The sequence below is a fragment of the Corynebacterium sp. Marseille-P8863 genome (assembly GCF_946902955.1).
Taxonomy (GTDB): domain Bacteria; phylum Actinomycetota; class Actinomycetes; order Mycobacteriales; family Mycobacteriaceae; genus Corynebacterium; species Corynebacterium gottingense.
Genome location: NZ_CAMPQC010000003.1, coordinates 124,820 through 141,818, shown reverse-complemented (window position 1 = coordinate 141,818; position 16,999 = coordinate 124,820). Strand labels below are relative to the sequence as shown.

Annotated in this window: 11 protein-coding genes and 2 pseudogenes; 3 read left to right on the top strand and 10 right to left on the bottom strand. The window is 63.8% G+C overall.

Annotated features, from left to right (window positions below):
* Window positions 1-5: 5 nt before the first annotated feature.
* Together OVO38_RS02970 and eccB are read left to right on the top strand one after the other, a co-directional pair.
* A complete protein-coding gene (locus OVO38_RS02970; protein WP_070570997.1) occupies window positions 6-2,165 on the top strand; it encodes a DUF6541 family protein in 2,160 nt (719 codons plus the stop codon).
* Window positions 2,166-2,262: 97 nt separating this feature from the next.
* A complete protein-coding gene (gene eccB / locus OVO38_RS02965; protein WP_267207728.1) occupies window positions 2,263-3,558 on the top strand; it encodes a type VII secretion protein EccB in 1,296 nt (431 codons plus the stop codon).
* A 333-nt stretch (window positions 3,559-3,891) separates the two neighbouring features.
* Here the strand turns inward: eccB and OVO38_RS02960 are convergent.
* The 10 genes and pseudogenes from OVO38_RS02960 to OVO38_RS02915 form a co-directional block, all read right to left on the bottom strand.
* A pseudogene (locus tag OVO38_RS02960) lies at window positions 3,892-4,236 on the bottom strand (integrase core domain-containing protein); the annotation flags it as partial.
* Window positions 4,142-5,044, bottom strand: a complete 903-nt coding sequence (locus OVO38_RS02955) for a transposase (protein WP_070421282.1) — start codon at window positions 5,042-5,044, stop codon at window positions 4,142-4,144. The pseudogene OVO38_RS02960 and the gene OVO38_RS02955, both read right to left, overlap by 95 nt.
* A gap of 470 nt (window positions 5,045-5,514) precedes the next feature.
* On the bottom strand, window positions 5,515-7,287 hold the full coding sequence (locus OVO38_RS02950) for a penicillin-binding transpeptidase domain-containing protein (protein ID WP_267207727.1): 1,773 nt from the start codon (window positions 7,285-7,287) through the stop codon (window positions 5,515-5,517).
* Between the two features lie 111 nt (window positions 7,288-7,398).
* Entirely contained in the window at window positions 7,399-8,283 is an 885-nt protein-coding gene (locus OVO38_RS02945) for a serine hydrolase (protein ID WP_070421284.1), read from the bottom strand.
* The gene (locus tag OVO38_RS02940) at window positions 8,280-9,161 is read right to left on the bottom strand and encodes a LysR family transcriptional regulator (protein ID WP_070421285.1); all 882 of its coding nucleotides are present in this window, start codon (window positions 9,159-9,161) and stop codon (window positions 8,280-8,282) included. The genes OVO38_RS02945 and OVO38_RS02940 overlap by 4 nt, the downstream gene beginning before the upstream one ends.
* A gap of 522 nt (window positions 9,162-9,683) precedes the next feature.
* A pseudogene (locus OVO38_RS02935) lies at window positions 9,684-10,242 on the bottom strand (NADPH-dependent FMN reductase).
* Window positions 10,243-10,943: 701 nt separating this feature from the next.
* Complete coding sequence (locus OVO38_RS02930; protein WP_231699088.1) at window positions 10,944-12,287, bottom strand: hypothetical protein; 1,344 nt, start codon at window positions 12,285-12,287, stop codon at window positions 10,944-10,946.
* 925 nt (window positions 12,288-13,212) lie between these two features.
* On the bottom strand, window positions 13,213-13,500 hold the full coding sequence (locus OVO38_RS02925) for a hypothetical protein (RefSeq protein ID WP_267207726.1): 288 nt from the start codon (window positions 13,498-13,500) through the stop codon (window positions 13,213-13,215).
* Between the two features lie 335 nt (window positions 13,501-13,835).
* Window positions 13,836-14,135, bottom strand: coding sequence for a hypothetical protein (locus OVO38_RS02920; protein WP_024058949.1), 300 nt, complete (start codon window positions 14,133-14,135; stop codon window positions 13,836-13,838).
* Window positions 14,136-14,306: 171 nt separating this feature from the next.
* Complete coding sequence (locus OVO38_RS02915) at window positions 14,307-14,615, bottom strand: helix-turn-helix domain-containing protein (RefSeq protein WP_024058948.1); 309 nt, start codon at window positions 14,613-14,615, stop codon at window positions 14,307-14,309.
* Between the two features lie 1,472 nt (window positions 14,616-16,087).
* Between OVO38_RS02915 and erm the strand changes: the two genes are divergently transcribed.
* On the top strand, window positions 16,088-16,942 hold the full coding sequence (gene erm, locus OVO38_RS02910; protein WP_016456425.1) for a 23S ribosomal RNA methyltransferase Erm: 855 nt from the start codon (window positions 16,088-16,090) through the stop codon (window positions 16,940-16,942).
* Window positions 16,943-16,999 lie beyond the last annotated feature (57 nt).

Sequence of the window (16,999 nt, the reverse complement as noted above, 5' to 3'; positions counted from 1 at the left end):
AGCGCATGGATGCAGTCGGTGCCGTGTGGTTGGCCATCGCTGTATTCACATTGCCGGGGCTGATCTTCGCGTGGGTCGCGGGCGCGAAACTGCCCGCTGCGGCCGCGTCGTCGCTGCCCGCGACCTTCGGCATCGTCGGGTTGGGCAGCTGGATGTACGGCGCGATGGGAATCCGCTTCGGGTGGCCGTCGTTCATCGTTTTCTTAGTGCTCATGCTGTGTCTGGCGGCCGGGTGGCGCTACGCGTTCGCGCGGCGGGCGAGAAAACGCGCGGCGAAGAATTGGGTGCGTGCCCTGTGGCCGGGCGACTGGCGGCGCGGCAGTATCGCCGACCCGTCGTGGGTGCTGCCCGGCGCCGGCGTCGTGGCTGGCGCGTGGATGCTGATCGCCAAGCAGCTCGAACTCCAGTCGAAGGTGCCCGGCCAGCTGGACAATATTGTCCAGGGTTGGGACATCCAGTGGCACGTCAATGCGGTGCGCTTCATCATGGAGGAAGGCATTGCCTCGCCCACGCGGATGGGCGAGCTGCAGAACCCCGAAACGCACATCGATCTTTTCTATCCTTCCGCTTTCCACGCGGCGACGGCGCTGTTTGCCAGCGCGGGCGACCTCGCCCCCGTGGAAGCCGTGAACCTCGCGTCGATCGTGCTGCCGAGTCTCGCCCTGACCGCCGGCGCCGCTGGTCTGGCGTGGGCGATGGCGCGCGGCCGCGGCATGGTCGCGCAGATCGCCGCGGGACTGGCCGCCATCGCGGTGTACGCCTCGCCGGTGCTGGTGTGGATCCCGGATTTCGTGGGCATGCGCCCCTACATCGTGGCGATCGGACTGTCCGGCATCGTCATCGCGTTGTTCCACCAGGTGCCGCGCTACCGCGCGCTGGCCCTGCCGACGCTGTTCGCGTTCTTAGGCATGATGCAGGTCCACCCGTCCGCGGTGCTCGTCGTGGTGCTCGCCGTGCTGCTGTACTGGCTGACCTACCTGGTGTGGCGCCCGGACCGCTCGCGTGTTAGCGATGTCCTGTGGCTGGCCATTCCGGCGCTCGGCGCGACGGTGGCGTTCCTCCCGCAGCTCATCGCCGGCCAGACTCAGGCCGAAGAGGTGAACACCTGGGACGCCAGCGAGAATGTCACTTCAGGGGAGGCCTGGGAGAAGGCGTTCAAGATGAGCACCCGCCACGTGGGCGAGTTCTTCCCCGACTTCGACCCGACCATCCTGCTGTGGCTCGCCGGCTTCGGCGCGATCGCCATGGTGGTCTGGCGCGGGCAGGTGTGGGCGCCCGTCTTCTACGGGCTCATGACGGCCAGCGCGGCGCATGCGCTGCACCCGTTCGACGGACTGTGGGAACCGCTTTTGACCCTGCTCGGGTCCCCGCACTACAACTCCGCGCACCGCATCATCACGGTCGTGGCGCTGACCGTCATCGCCGGTGCCGCTGTCGGCGCCGCGATGATCATCCGCGTGTTCACGCTCGCTCCCGTCGCTGCCCGCTACGGCACCCGCCCGTGGGTGTGGGGCACGTCGATTGCCTCCGCTATCCTCGCGGTTCTCGTCGGGTGGGGCACCGGCGCCTGGGCGTCCACCGTCGCCGTCGACGGCGCGAAGATGTCCTTCGACGCCTCCCGCCTCAACGACCGCATGGTCGACGACGACCAGCTCACGGCCTACGCCTGGCTCGCCTCCCGCCCGGAGGCTCACGAGGGCTTAGTCATGGGCGAATCCACCGACGGGTATTCCTGGGCCTACGCCATCGACGGCGTGCCCACAGTCGCCCGCCACTACCTGTGGCCCAACGGCGGCCTGGGCGTCGACTCGAACCTGCTCGCCGACCGCGCCGGCCAACTCGGCGCCGGTGAACGCGGCCGACCGAACGAGAAATCGCCCGCCGACGACGCCGCCGCCGACCTGGGCGTCCGCTTCATCGTCTCCTCCGGCAACACCTTCTGGCCCGGGCCCAAAAACTGGCAGGTGGACAAGGCCCTGTGGACCACCCCCGGCGTCACGCCCGTCTACCAGCGCGGTCGCGTGACCATCTTCGCCGTCAACGCGCAGCTCACCCCAGCTGAGATCAAGGAACTCCAGCGCGACGCCGTCGCCAACGGCGGCTCCACCGAGCTGCCTGAGCTGACTCCGACGAGTGAGGAGCTGGCGGCCGCGGGCGTCGAATAGCGTTGCGCACTTCAGTGCGCATTTTCGGGTTGAAGCCCGCCCCGCATGCGCTTAGCGTCGTTTAAAGAAGCCATTGCTAATCGACGGGGGCGTCCACATGGCTCAGCACACTCATGCCGTTTCGGGGGAGACAAAGCAGGCGCGCAGGCTGTTGCCGACGACGCGTTCGCAGGTTTCGGGGCACCGTTTCATGCGCCGGCGCGTGGAGCACGGGCTCATTTACGGGGATATCCGGATGATTCATGATCCATTGGCGGCACGGCGTCGTTCGGCGATCTTCGGGATGGTCGCGGTGGCGCTCATCGCGGCGGGATCGGGGCTGTTCGCGTGGTTGCGGCCGAAACCGGATCCGGGCGCGGCGGCGATTCTGCGGGCCAATGACGGGGCGATGTACGTGCGGGTCGGGGAGGTAGTGCACCCGGTGACGAACCTGACGTCGGCGCGACTGATCGCAGGCAGTGCGGAGGAGCCGCAGCGCGTGGGGGAGGAGCGACTCACCGAGATGCCGCGCGGTGTGCCGTTGGGTATCGCCACGGCGCCGGCGATGTTCGCGCCGGGTGATGCGGTGGATGCTGCGTGGTCGGCGTGCGAGGGGGAGGAGCGTGTCACGGTTGTCGCCGGGGAACCGGTGCAGCAGCTTGCCGACGGGCAGGCTGTCGCGGTTACTCAGGGCGGCAACGAGTGGATGCTCACCAATGAGGGGCGCGCAAAACTCCCGCCAGACAGCGATGCACAGGGCAGGCTGATCCGACGCGCCCTGGGCATCGACGCGCGGGTCGTCCGCGCAGACATCAGTGCGCCGGTGCTGTCCGCGATCCGCGAACTTCCGCCGGTCCGCCTGCCACACCCATTGCCGCGCCTGTTGCTCGCCGACGGCACCGACGAAGCATGGGCTGTCACACAGCATGGCGGCATTCAGCCCGTTTCGGAATTACAGAAGCAGTTGCTTATCGACGCCGCCGCACCCACCTCAACCTCTTCCCCCTCCCAGATTGCCGCGTATCCGGATGCCCAAGTCCCGCTAGATATCGCCGTTCCGGAGAAAGCGCCGGAGTGGGTTGATCCACAAGGATCGGCCGTGTGCGTGACGGAGTCAGGCTCTGTTGCACTCGTTGCCCCAGATTCGGATGTCTTGACCGCAGGATCGGTCGAGCTGTCCGGTGACAGCCCCGCGACCCATTTCGTCGGGTTAGCCTCCGGTGCTGTCGGCGTCGACACCGGTGCCGGCTACCACGTCGTGTCCGCTTCAGGTCAGCGCCATCTGGTGGATACCAGGGACAACCTCGACGTCGTCGGCGCACTGCACGTGGACACCGTTCCGTGGAGCATCCTCAGTCTCCTGCCCGAAGGCCCGGCCCTCACACGCGAGGCAGCGCTGACCGCGACCTACTGATAGCGCTGCGACGCCAGTCAATCTGGTCTCGGTGCACTACCTTCGCGGCGAGTTTTAGCCGTGGTGAATGGAGCGATGCCGGGGTCGGCCCTGGAGGAGTATCCGTCGAAAAGCGCCCACTGCGACAGCAAGGGCGGCGACGAGCACGACGCTTGCGACCGTGAAACTGCTTCGGTGTGGGGCAGCGGAATCAATGGTCGCAATTGGGCGCGCACGCAGCGGTGCGGTGTCGGGGCTCTGCTCGCGTTCGACGAATGGGACAGCCCGCAGTGGGTCGACGGCCCCGCCGTGCGGTTCCGCGGAGGCGGTGATCATGATAGTCAGTGCAGCTAATCAGGCGGCTTCAAAGGCATTCGGCGAGCGGTAGCCGGACCATGAGTGCAAACGTTTCGTGTTGTACCGGGTGCACCACCGAAACACATCCCGGCGGCACACCAGCTGACTTGGAAAAACAGGCTCATCCTGAAGGACTTCCCGCTTCAGTGACGCGTTGAACGACTCCGCCAACGAGTTATCCGCACTCGTCCCGATCGCTCCCATCGACTGGGTGACGCCGAACTGCTCACACAACCTCCGGTACTGCTCAGAGGTATAAACACTGCCGTGATCCGAGTGGAAAATCGCCCCATTCAGGTCTCCTCGTACCTTCCAGGCCATCGTCAGGGCTTCGGATGATAATCCGCATATCTGTGGGGTATTTGTCGAGGTTAATGCCCAGTGGTTCCCCGGCCCAGGATCGCATCCGGGAAGTGATGTCTGCGACATAAGCGTCCGTGGTGTCGCTGACCGTACCGCCCGCGCGGATGATGCCTTGTTTGATGCCCTCGCCGAGCGTGGAGGCGATGTCGCCGATCTGCCAGGTCACCGGCAACCCCACCGAATACGCCAGGCCTTGTTGGTTGAGGTGTCTCAGAAAGGCCTGGGATCCGCCGGCGGAATCCGTGCGTATCAGCAAACGCTTCCCCCACTCCTGACCATCGACGCGGTTGGGGATCGCGGCCAAGGCCTGGTCGAGGACGTCCTTGTGGTCGTCGGCGGTATTCGAGCCGACGTTGTCCGGACGCAGCAGGACGGCTGCGGGTTCACCGGTCAGCCCGTCGCCGTGGTCGATGATCGCGCACAGCGGGTGGAACCCGTAGTGCTTCTTCCAGGTCGGGGCCGCTTTTTCCTTGTCTGAGTGGGCGAGGATTTCCGTGGCGTCCAGGTCCAGAACCAACGGAGCATCGGTGCTGGCCGCGGCGGCGGGGTTGCGGGCACCGCAGGCGGTCCAGTCCGCGGTACGGGCTGTTTTCATGCCGGCCAGCACCGCGGTTGTGCCGGCACCGGCAGCTTCGTCGTCGTGGTCGGCGAGTTCCTTGCGGCGGCGGTGCACCGTGGAGTGCGACGGCACCTGGTCGACCAGGCCGGTGGCCACCAACGGGCCCAGGAGATCAACATCGCCTGCGTCGTCCCCGCTGAGGGCCAGTGCCAGGGCTAGTGCGGTCATGGTGTGCAGCAGGTTCGGGTTCTGTCACTCGGCCAGTTCCACGTCGATGGCATCGGCGACTTTGACGGCGTCGGCGGTGGCGGCCAATAACATGAGTCCGGCGTTCGAGCACAGTTGAGCAGGAGCGGGGTACCGACATGGAAGCTGGTAGTCTTCACCCTGAAGGTGATCCCTTCGAGCAGGCAAATTGTGACATCAACAACTACTAATTTGCCTGGTCAATGGTCACTTTCCTTGGATCTTCACCACATGTCAGTCGGCTTCCCGTGAAAACACCGGGTTACCTTCTCGAATATGTTGACCGACAGTGAACGACTCCTCATTTTTTAACGCAGAAGTTGACGTGATCACCCGAGGTATTGCGGACTTTTGTCCGGAACGTCCTCTTCCGCCCCCTGAATGGGGCTGACCTGCACTAATACTACTTTTGGGGGATCGACGTGAGCGTTGGCCCGGGTGATGGGGTCCGCTCAGCGCCACTCCGACATCGCGTCATCGCGCAGGAAACGGCCCGTGGCCGCCACCGCCGGTCCCGAGGACTCCGCCCCGGCGACGAAGGTGCAGAACGCAAGGTCACCCTTGATGCCGGCGAACCAGCCGTGGGCGGGCCGGTTGCCCCCGACCTCCGCGGTCCCGGTCTTGCCGCCGAGACCGTGGATGTCGCTCAGGCTGGCGGCGGTCCCGGAGTCCACCGTCTCCGCCATCATCGCGCGCAGGGCCCGCACTGTCGCCGGGTCGAGCGGCTCGGGGTCCTGATCGGCGGTGGTCTCCTCACCCTGGATCAGGGTCGGCAGCACCATCCGGCCGTTGTTGCCCAGGGAGGCCTCCATGACGGCCAGCCCGAAGGGGGAGGAGAGGACCTCGCCCTGGCCGATGGCGGCCTCCACCCGGGCCGCGCCGGGCTCGGTGACGGGGACGGAGCCGGTCACCGAGTTCATGCCGGGCGCGGTGAAGTCCACGCCCAGTCCGAGACGCGCCGCCGTGTTCCTCATGTCGTCCGGCTCCAGATCCTGGGAGATGAAACCCTGGGTGGTGTTGCAGGACTGGGCGAAGGCCTGCGTCATGGAGACGTCCCCGAGGGCGAAGTTGCCGTCGTTGGGGATGACGCGGCCATCGATCTCCGCGGTGGCGGGGCAGGCGACGGTGGAGTCGGGTACCACGGTGCCGCGTTCGAGGGCGGCGGCGGTGGTCACCGTCTTGAAGGTGGAGCCGGGCGGGTACAGCCCGCTCAGCGAGACGGGGCCGAGGGCGTCGGCGGCGTCGTTCTGCGCGACGGCGATAACCCCGCCGGTGGAGGCGCTGAGGGCGACGATCGCCGCGGGCTGCTCGATCGGCTCCAGGGCCCGCTTCGCGGCCGTCTGCACCCCGAGGTCCATCGTGGTGCGCACGGGTTCGCTCTCCGCCGGTTCCACCTGCCCCAGGATGGTCGTGCCGGTGGGGGAGGTGGCCTGGAGGGTCCAGCCGGCGTCGGCCGTGATCTTCTCCGACCAGTAGTCGCGCAGGCCGCCGTCCACCGGGGAGGCGGTGTCCCGGGTGGGGCCGAGCATGCGGCCCTCCTCCCGCAGGTCCAGTCCCTTGATCGCCCGCAGGGCGTCCCCTATCACGGCGAAGTCCCGCTCTCGGAGGGTGAACAGCCCCACCGGGGAGCCGTCCCCGGACTCGATCTGGGCGGTGACGGATTCGGCGGTGGAGGTCGGCACGACCGGGCGGACGGCGGCGGCGATCTCCCCGGCCCGCGGGATCAGCTCCGGGCCCGCGGAGACGACGGTGACAGGTGTCCAGGACAGGATGTCGGTGCCGTTGCGGTCGGTCACCGGCAGAGTGAAGGTCTTGTCGTCGGAGTAGAGGAAGCGACTGTCCCCGTTCAGCTCCGTGGAGAAGATCCGCTTGTCCCAGGTGATGAGGTCGCTGTCCTGTTCGGAGAGGGTGATCGTCCCGGTGGTAGTGGACTCATCGCCATTCGGGACGGTCCAGGTGGCGGTGATCTCGGTGGCGCCGTCCTCCTCGCCGCCGGCGTCCAGTTCCACGCTGGTCCCGCCGATGCCCGCGCGCAGCTGCTCCAGGTCGGCTGCGGCCCGGGCGGGATCGTCGCTGAGTGTGGCGGCACCGGCGTCGTCACCGGCGTTGAAGGCGACGACGAACTCGTCCACCGCGTCCCGGAACCAGGGCACGGTGCAGGAGGAGAGCGCGAGCGCCGTAGCGGCGAGCAGGGCGGAGACACGGACAGTGGTGCGGGTGGTCATGCCGGATGAGATTAGGCCCACGGGCTCACCGCTACCACGTTCCCGCACGACTTCCGGCCAGTCGGGAGACGAATATCGCCTGCTCGGCGGGGTGTTCTCCGGTGGGAAATCTCAGCGCGACATGCGCAGTTCATCGACGAGTAACCGGGCGATGCGGCCGATCGCGGCGTCCGCGGCCGCGAGGTTCGGGCCGCTGCGGGCTGAACGGGTGATCACGGCGACGACGATGGGTGCCTCCTCGTCGACGGCCACCACGGAAACCTCGCCGCGCACGGGGCCGATCGTCCCGGTCTTGCCGTGGAAGCGCACGCCCCCGGCGGGGAAGCCGGAGGGGATCCGGTGGCCCCACACCTGCTGCCCGAGCACGGTCCGGGCGAAGGCACGGGAGACCCCGGTGAGATCCGGGCCCGTCCAGATCCAGTCCAGCAGGCGGCACAGCTGGCGTGGGGTGCTCACCGAGCGGTAGGTGGCCGGATCCTGGTGGACCCGGGGGTAGGAGACCAGCAGCCGGATCGCCTCGCTGGCCGCGGAGCCGTCCTCTGGAAGGGCCGGGAGTTCGGACTCGGTGGTGCCCGGGGCGACGATCGTGGTGTCCTCGAGATTCGCCAGGGAGACGACCTCCCCGACCAGGCCCGGTGGGAGACGCCGCTGCAGCACCCGGGCGGCGATGCTGTCGGAGAGCACCACCATCTGACGCACCAGATCCCGCAGGCTCATCGTCACGGGATCGGCGAACAGCCCCACTCCCGGGGTCCCGACCGGGCCGTCATCCGTGCTGAGCGTCACCGCGTCGAGCGGATTCAGCAGCCCGCGGTCCACGGCTAGGCAGAAGGCGGCCAGGAGGTGGACCTTGTACATCGACGAGATGCTGGTCTGACTGTCGGCGCCGACCCCGACGCCGGCCGCCTCTTCGCCGACCGGGTGCGCCCAGCACCAACCGTCACAGCCCGCGGCGACCAATTCGGTGCCGATCCGGGCCCGCAGGCTCCTGGTCATCCGGTCTCTCCCAGACGCCCGAGGGAGCGCCGCAGGGCACGGTCCACGACGTCGCGCAGATCCCGCTTTCCGACGGCCCCGCCCCGTTGCGGCGGCACCACACACCGCAGCCGCAGGTGGAAGGCCGTCGGCATCGGGAACGCGGGCAGGCCCCCGAGTTGATCGGGGGTGAGCAGCACCATCGCGCCTCCGGCACCGAGCCGCGCGGCCAGGGCCGTCCGGTCCGGCCACAGCTCGGTCTCCGGGTGCAAGCCGATGGTGAAGAAGGCGTCGGCCAGGCGTCCGGCGGCCGCCGGGCTGACGGCGGCGGTGTTGTCCAGCAGGGTGTGTCCCCGCAACGCCGCCCAGGTCGCGGGCTTTTCGGCGGGCCCGGCGAGCAGCCGGGGAACCTCGTGCAGCTGCCCGCGAGACAACTCACCCGTCGGCGCCGGGTCCTCGATGACGGCACAGTCCAGACGGCCCTCGCCCACCCGGGTGACCAGCTGCGACACCTCGGCCGTGTGCACACTGACCCGGCCGACGTCCCGCAACGCGGAGGTGAGGTCGAAGGCGATGCCCGGCGGCACCGAGGGGGCCAGCCCCACGCGTACCTCGGCCCCGGCGTCGGTGATGGCGTGGGCCATGCTCTGCAGTTCCGTGGCGTCCCGGACCAGAATCCGGGCCTGCGGGAGCAGGGACCGGCCGGCCTCGGTGAGGGTGGCACCGGTGGCGGAGCGGCGGATCAGGTCGAGGCCGAGATTCGACTCCAGACGTTTCAGCCCCTGGGACACGGGGGACTGGGTCAGCCTCAGCCGCTCCGCGGCACCGGTGACGCTGCCCTCCTCGGCCACGGCGACGAAGTACTCCCAGTGCCGGAGGGAATTCGGTCGAGTTGTCATGTGCCCCGAGCCTAGTGGAGGGGACTCTGACGAGCTGAGCGAGGTACGGGGAACAAGGGCTCACCGGGCCTGTCGTGCAGCGGATTGCCGTGGTGGGTCCAATTCAGGCGAAGATGCGTATGACAGCCGAACCGGCACCGTCCCGGGCCAGGGGAGAGACCCCTTTTCCCACGGCACCAGAACTGATCTGTGCGAGGGGGAATCGGCGAACTTCAGCTACCTGACCGCCACCCTGGATGCGTCCATCCGTGGAGCGGGACCCGCGGTCGGGGAGTGGCCGGGCAGAATCCACCGGGTGGAACCCCGGTCCCCTTCGAGGACGACCCCGACCTGACGGACAAGCGGTTTACGGGCAGTGGAGGAGATCCTCGACTGAGAGCCGCACGCCCGAGGTGGTCCGGGAGATGCGGGGCAATCCGGAAGAACTCGAACGGCTCGGCATTGAGGCGAGCAACGAACGACAACGCGGCGGGAAACCACAGGTTTCTCGCCGCGTTCGGCCTGGTTCAGACCAACTACCGGTCAGCCGCGCAGCGTCTTGAGCGCCTCCGACCAGGCGGTGACCTGGTTGAACACATCGGTGAGAGCGCCGGTGGCGCCTTCGGTCGGGGTGAACTTCGACATGTCCTCGAAGTCGGAGCTGAAGGGCAGGAACACCTGGGCGCGGACGTCGGCCATCTGCAGTTCCGCGGCGATCAGCCGCCACGCCTCCACGGAGCGGGTGCCGCCGGCGCTGCCGTAGCTGACGAAGCCGATGGCCTTGTTGTTCCACTCCGCGTACAGGAGGTCCACGGCGTTCTTCAGTGCGGCGGGCACGGAGTGGTTGTACTCCGGGGTGACGAAGACGAAGCCGTCGTAGGAGGCGATCTTCTCGGCCCAGGCCTTGGTGTGATCCTTCGAGTACTGGCCCATGGCCGGGGGCATGGGCTCATCCAGCAGGGGCAGGTTCTGGTCGGGCGATGTCCACGAGCTCGAACTCGGCGCCGCCGTGCTGCTGCGCGTGCTCGTGCACCCATTCGGCGACCTGGGGTGCCAGGCGGTTGGGGCGGGTGCTGCCGACGATGATGGCGATGCGGGTCATGGTTTTACCTCCGAATAGTGGTGGTGGTGACATTCCCGTCTCCCACGCTAGCTGTACTTCCCCGTGACGTTGTGAACGCGTTGCAGGGGGAGTTAACCCTCCGATAGCAGTGTGAGCCCGGTTGCAATTGTAATCGTGGATGAACCCCGCATACGCTGCGGGGTTATTTTTTCAACCATTTCACACGCCAATTTGCTGCGAATCACTTGTGCAGTTTTACGGTGCAGTGGTGCGGTGCTTTTACTGGCGTTTCTGCTGCGCAACTCACTGCACTATGTAGTGTCTGTGACATTTCATTAACACGTAGGTTGCACTGTGTATTGGGCACCCATTTCATCGACACGTTTACTGCGCAATCAAATGCCCTGTCACTTTAATGACATGTGAATTGGGCAGTGAAGTGGTTTGTCATCCTATTGACACCTTTACTGCGCAACAGGATGACAACGACATTCTGCAGGTCTGTGTGCTGGCATGTTTGCTGTGCAGCACATGCGCCGTCGTACACACCGACGCGCTGCGCAATATCTCCGCCACTTAACCGGCCAATTCGCTGCGCAACGTAGTGACACTTGGCCCCGCTTAGCCGAGATTTCTTCGATTTTCGCCGAATCTCAGCGGTTTCATACCGCAGATGACCGACGACGCCGACGGCGCCCTGTACGGCCCGCAGACGGGCGTGCAGAGCGCATGGTGAGCTGCTAAAGCTCCATACCGCCGTCACGATCACGCTGCTGTTGCTGCTGGCGGCGCTTCTCGATACGCTCGCGCGCACGTTGCTGCGCCCCGCCCTTCTTGCCTGAGGTCTGCGACTGCTTGAACAGCGTGTAGCGCTCAAGCAGCTCCGGGCTGCGATGCAGTTCTTGCACCAGGAACTTCTTGTCCAGATGCTCCAACTGCTGTCCTGACTTCACCGCTTCTTCGATGATGATGGCTGCTTCATCTTCGGCGTCCGTGTGCGCGTTGCGGCGGATCTGATCAGCCTCATCGCGGGCATCCGTGCGCGTTACTGCAGCGTCGCGCGTGGCCTCGTCGCGGATGCTTGTGGCCTCATCTCGTGCTTCGCTGCGGATCGTCTCAGCGTCGCGCTCAGCCTGCTTACGGGCCTCGTCGGCTTGGCGTGTGATCGACTCCGCTTCGCTGCGGGCTGCGGCTGTAATCTCGCCCGCCTTGGCCTGTGCAGTCTCTTCGGCTCGTTCGAGCAGCTCGTCTGCTTGCGCTTCGGCAAGGCCCATGGTCTGCTCGGCTTCTTGCTTGGCCTTCTCGCGCGCGTCACTGCGGATCTGCTCGGCTTCTTGCTCTGCCTTCTCACGTGCCTCGTTGAGCACACGCTCGGCAACAGCGCGAGCCTGTTCTTCGGCGTGCTGCAACACACCTTGCGCTTTTTCGTTGGCAGCTTTTGCCTGTTCAAGTTCTTTTGCTGTTTGCTCGCGGTCACGATCAATTGCGTCCATATCGCGCTGCACGGATCGCTTCTTGACTTCCACATCATCCTCGCGCTTGGCGAGGTCGCGCTCCCGGTCTTGTTGTTCTGCGTAGCGTCCGAGGTTCAACGACTCGTCATGCCGCTCGGAGACTTCCAGTTCCACCGGATAGCCCAGCGAGTGCATGTGTTCGCGCAGGCCCCGTTGCGCGTCGATGAACTTCTGGTTACCCGAGATCTGCTTGCCCTTCTTCGGGCCGGATGTGTACCGCACTGAGGTGTCAGTGTTGTACGCGATGCCGGGGCGGCAACGGAGCTTGTCGGGATCTTCGGGCTTCGGTGAGAACGTATCCGCCTGGAACTGGATGTGTGGCGTTGATTCGTCGAAGTTCATATCACCGCCAGCGACTGCGTCGATACCGCCGGGAATGAAGTTCTCGGCGAGCCAACGCATTGACTCTTCGGGGTACATCATTGCTTCTTCGTAGTCGCGGGCTGCATAGCGCGGACGTTTCACTTCGCGCCCGTCCACCTCACTGGTGTAGTAGTCGGGGATCTCCTTGCACATCGACTTCGGCAGATACACGACGAACAGCGACGTCTCGAAACTGTTCTTCTGCACGCGCACTCCGTCCATCCGAGGCGTCTACGGCCGCCACAGGGCCGTACAGCCGCTGCCACAAAGATGAACCAATCGAGTCGCGGCGCTACACATTTGCATCAACAGCTGCCGCTGGATCTGCTGCGAGCGGGCGCTCGCGAAACACACGTCGCTGGCGGTGTCTGTTACATGCGCTTGCGCGCATATGGCCGCCGCGAACGTGATACGTCTGCACCGATAGTGTGCTTGTAGCACGGGCCGATATGGAGTGTGTTACTCAGCCCGTGTCGTTGACCCCCGCAGCAGCATCAACACCGCCTTGCGGCGGATGGCTCGCTGCGGGATGTTCACCACCCTGCAATGACCGCCTAGCGGCGGTGCCAGAGTGCAGGGTGTGGCTGTGCGCACCACGTTAACGATGTCGGTCTTGCCGTTCGGTTCGACGCCGTGGCACGTTCGCAAGCTCACGTTGCACACGGCGTGCGCGATGACGCGGGAAGACGCCGCAAGCGGCGTTTCCACCCGTCATCGGCCCTTACTTTAAGACCGACATACAACGACTGACGCCGTATGTGGTGCGCACAGCGTGGCGACCTGCAGATTTTGTGTAGGCACCATGTGCGCTTCGCGCATCAACGGGCCGTTTCGGGTAAGGGTCGAAGACCGCATAAAGACCCGAAACACGCAGGTCGCAGCCCCCTTCTGTGTCAAAACCCCTATATGTTTGTCGTTATAGGGGTAGAAGGGGGAAAAGGGCATAAGGGGGTGCGACGCCTCCGCTGCGCTCCGGCGCTCGGCATAGCCGAGGCACTGCACCGGGTATTACTGCTCGCTGGCGCTCGCATAACCCGGTGCCCGGCGCTGGCGCGCCGCCCCCTACAGCCCCAGTCTCAGACCTCGCTCGCTCGGTCTGGCTGGTGCTGTCTTGCCCTCCGCTGCGCTCCGGTCAAGATGCCCAATAGTGCAGCTGGCGCTGCACCTTGTGTGATGACCCATGCTTTACGTCACGACACATCGATGCTGGCAATCCGATATATCCCGTCGATATGTATTCGGATATGCCAGCATCGATGTGTCGTGTTTGGGTCATCACGAAACGCTCCATCACGGCAAGCCTGCCGAGATGGATATTGGCGTATCTCACGACGCGTCCATTATGCGGCATGCGCCGCATACCATCTGCCGTCGCGGTTGCATCTTCAGCAGCACAGCTGCTGAAATCTGCTCTGTCCACGCTGCTGTCTTTGCTGCACCCACGGCCCCGTCTTCGGCATATTTCAAGTCCACACAAGACTATGCCGGCCAGAACCGCGCATAACAGCAGCGCGACATACCGCCAGCCATGTGGCGGATGATCCAGGCGACGGGGCAGACGTGTATATGCCCCGTCGCCGATACCGGCGCAAGCATCGTGACAGTGTCACGTGTAGCGGTGCCGCAGCCACCCGCACACACGCGAAAACCCCGCCCTTGCGAGCGGGGTGTGTGGCGACATCAAACGTGACGGCTGTACGTCGTCACGCCGCGTGGCCGTACACACATGAGGTGATTGCGTGTACGGCTAAAGGGTTAGTCGGGTACAACTTCTAGATGCCGCTTCGGCTTACTGCCCTCGGTGCTCTCAGGCGTGTCGCCGTCACCGTTCTCAGGTGTATCGCTGTCCCCTTCGGTGCTGGCGGACTTGTCACCGTCCCCTTCGGTGCTGGCGGACTTGTCACCGTCGAGATTCACCTCGAACTCTTCGGCATACTTGCGCAACTGCGCAAGGCGCTCCTTTGTCGCTTTGTGTGCACGGCGCGCCTCGTTCACGGTATCTTTTGCTTGCTGCTCATCGCGCAGCGCTGCTGCGTAATCGTCTCTGAAAGACATGGTTTGTTCTCCTTGGTTGAATGAACTGTTTATTTGGACTCGGGGCACGACGGTGGAGCGCGCGTGTGTAGTAGCACGGCCATCACCCATCAGCCCTCGCACTCAGTTCAAGACCCAGCCTGACTAGCTGAGCTAAGCGGCGGGATCTCGTCGTAGGCGGGTTTGTCCGCATTAGTGCTTCACACCGCCCAGCACCGTGACGAGCTGCTGGCGCTGCTCATCTGTCAGTTGGGGCGCTGCATTCACGACGGCATCGACGAAGCCGTCGAATAGCTGCGGGGCAGGGCGGCGTGCGGCCGCGAGGTAGGCGTCGAGATCGTCTTGGCGAATCCGATAGGCGGTGCCGAAACGGTGGAATGAAAGACGGCCCTCTTTAATAGCTTTTCGCAACGTGGACTCGGAGCCGACGCCGAGATCGGCGAGTTCCTGCAGCGTGTAAAAGCGTGGCGCGACGGCGGTAGTCGTGTCCTTTTCGGACATAGAAAAACGCTCCTGGGCAGATTGATCTGTCCCGGAGCGGGGTGCTTTACCGGCTTGCTATTCAGGCGGCTTGGAGTGCCGTGCTCAACTCGCTAGAACGGTGGTCTGCCGTCCCATCGCTTTACGGGAGCGCTTACTCCCTACCTGACCGCTTTTGTGGTTGGCAATGCCGTTGCCGACCGGTCTATCTCGTCGGAGGAACCGCGCCTATCACGGTCGAGAGGCTGTCTCTTTATGAATTATCCTCGGGGTTATCCCCCGTATGCGGCTGGCTAAACCAAAAACGAATTAAAACGCCACATACGGTCTGGGGGCCATCGTACGGAACTTATGCGTCGCGCACAATAGCCTGCGACCTAATCTTTACGAATCGAACCGAGCACGTTTCTACACGCCACGTGGCACGGCTGGGGTGTTGTGGTGGGGCAGCTGTTGTGTGGCGGCATGGTGACACGCAAGGGGCGCGCCTTTTTGTGACCTGTGACACGTCTATAGTGTGCTCGTTTCGTAGTTTTGACCTCGTTTCGTAATTTGCCGATCAAAATACGAAAAAATTACGAAACGCTCTACCTGCGGTTTCGTAGAACTACGAAAATCGGAAAACCAAATTACGAAACACGCGATAACGCTGTGACCTGCATAGACACGTCACATTTCGGCGGTGTTTCGTAATTTTGCGGCATTTCGACCCAAACCTTTTAAGAGAGAGACACAGACACGCATTGCAGGCACATGTCTACGACACAGAGCGTCCTCGTTGAGGGCACGCTGCAGGGGTTGCAGCTATGTGACACGGGACACAATCGCAATCAAAGTGTCTCTTCTTATTTAGATTTTCTTCAAAAAGTGGAAAAATTACGAAACGAAAACCATTTACGCTGCTCAACGTATGTTTTTGTGTTTCGTAGTTTTGTTCTTTTCGGTTACGAGATTACGAAATGACCCGCAAATACCTACCGTGACCTGCGGTGATGTGTTTCGTATTTTTCTGCGTAATTTCACGTCGCCCGAAGCAGACACCCTGCCGTGTGCTTGCTGCAGGGCTGCGGCCGTCCCTCCATGTGGAGCGTCAGTGTCGATGCTGTAACTTAAACGTACATACATTTGTGGCGCTCTCGTTACGTGTCTGTGCATTGCCGAGCTCTTTACTGTTGTGTGTGGGCGCGCAGCCGTAGTGTCCGTGCCACTCCGAGTAGGGCGCGTCGTACCCCAAACCCATGTTCAATTAAATTCCAATCCAGAGAGGTCTTGCACTGTTGCGGTGCGGTTGTCTTCTTTCTCACCGTATTGGACCCTGCGAAATTAATTGGATACGATAGGCCCATGTTGATTTCAGGTTCCGTTTTCATGCGGCCGCTCACCAGCCGCTAAGGCGGTTTTCTCCCTCCCGCAGGTTAGAAACCGCTCCGGTCCTTTAGCCGGGCGGCCATTTGCCATGCCCGGCTCCGTTTCAACTCCACGGAGCACACCTGATGTCTACATACGGATACGGCCGTCACGAACATGGCCAAAATTTTCTCACAGACCACAAGATCATCAACTCCATCGTCGATCTTGTAAAACAAACCTCCGGCCCCATCATTGAGATCGGGCCAGGAAGCGGTGCCCTCACTCACCCGATATCCCACTTGGGGAGGGCAATAACGGCAGTTGAGGTAGACGCAAAACTAGCTGCCAAACTCACAAAAAAGACCGCCTCGGCGTCGGTCGAAGTGGTCCATGATGATTTCCTCAACTTCCCGTTACCCGCCACTCCCTGCGTCATTGTGGGAAACATTCCCTTTCACCTCACCACTGCCATTCTTCGAAAGTTGTTGCATGCGCCGGCATGGACTGCCGCTGTACTCCTCATGCAGTGGGAAGTCGCTCGCCGCCGGGCCGGGGTAGGTGCAAGCACGATGATGACAGCTCAGTGGTCCCCATGGTTCACGTTTCACCTTGGTTCCCGAGTACCAAGGTCTGCTTTCCGGCCACAGCCAAACGTTGACGGGGGGATCTTAGTGATCCGCCGGGTGGGTGACCCGAAGATCCCGATAGAGCAACGCAAAGCCTTTCAGGCGATGGTGCACACCGTTTTCACCGCCCGGGGACGCGGGATAGGGGAAATTCTCCGAAGGGCAGGGTTGTTTTCATCACGTTCAGAGACACAATCATGGTTGCGCTCGCGAGGAATCGACCCCGCAACCCTACCTCCCAGATTGCACACCAGCGACTGGATCGATCTCTTCCAGGTGACTGGTTCCTCTTCACCGCGCCATCGGCCCATTTCACAATCGGGAAGTAGTCAACGCCCTCCTCAACGGAAAAATCGAGGCCGGCGGCGGTAATCCCCCCACCACCAAAACCGAAATCCACCAGTAGTAGTGAACGACCCATGTTCGTCT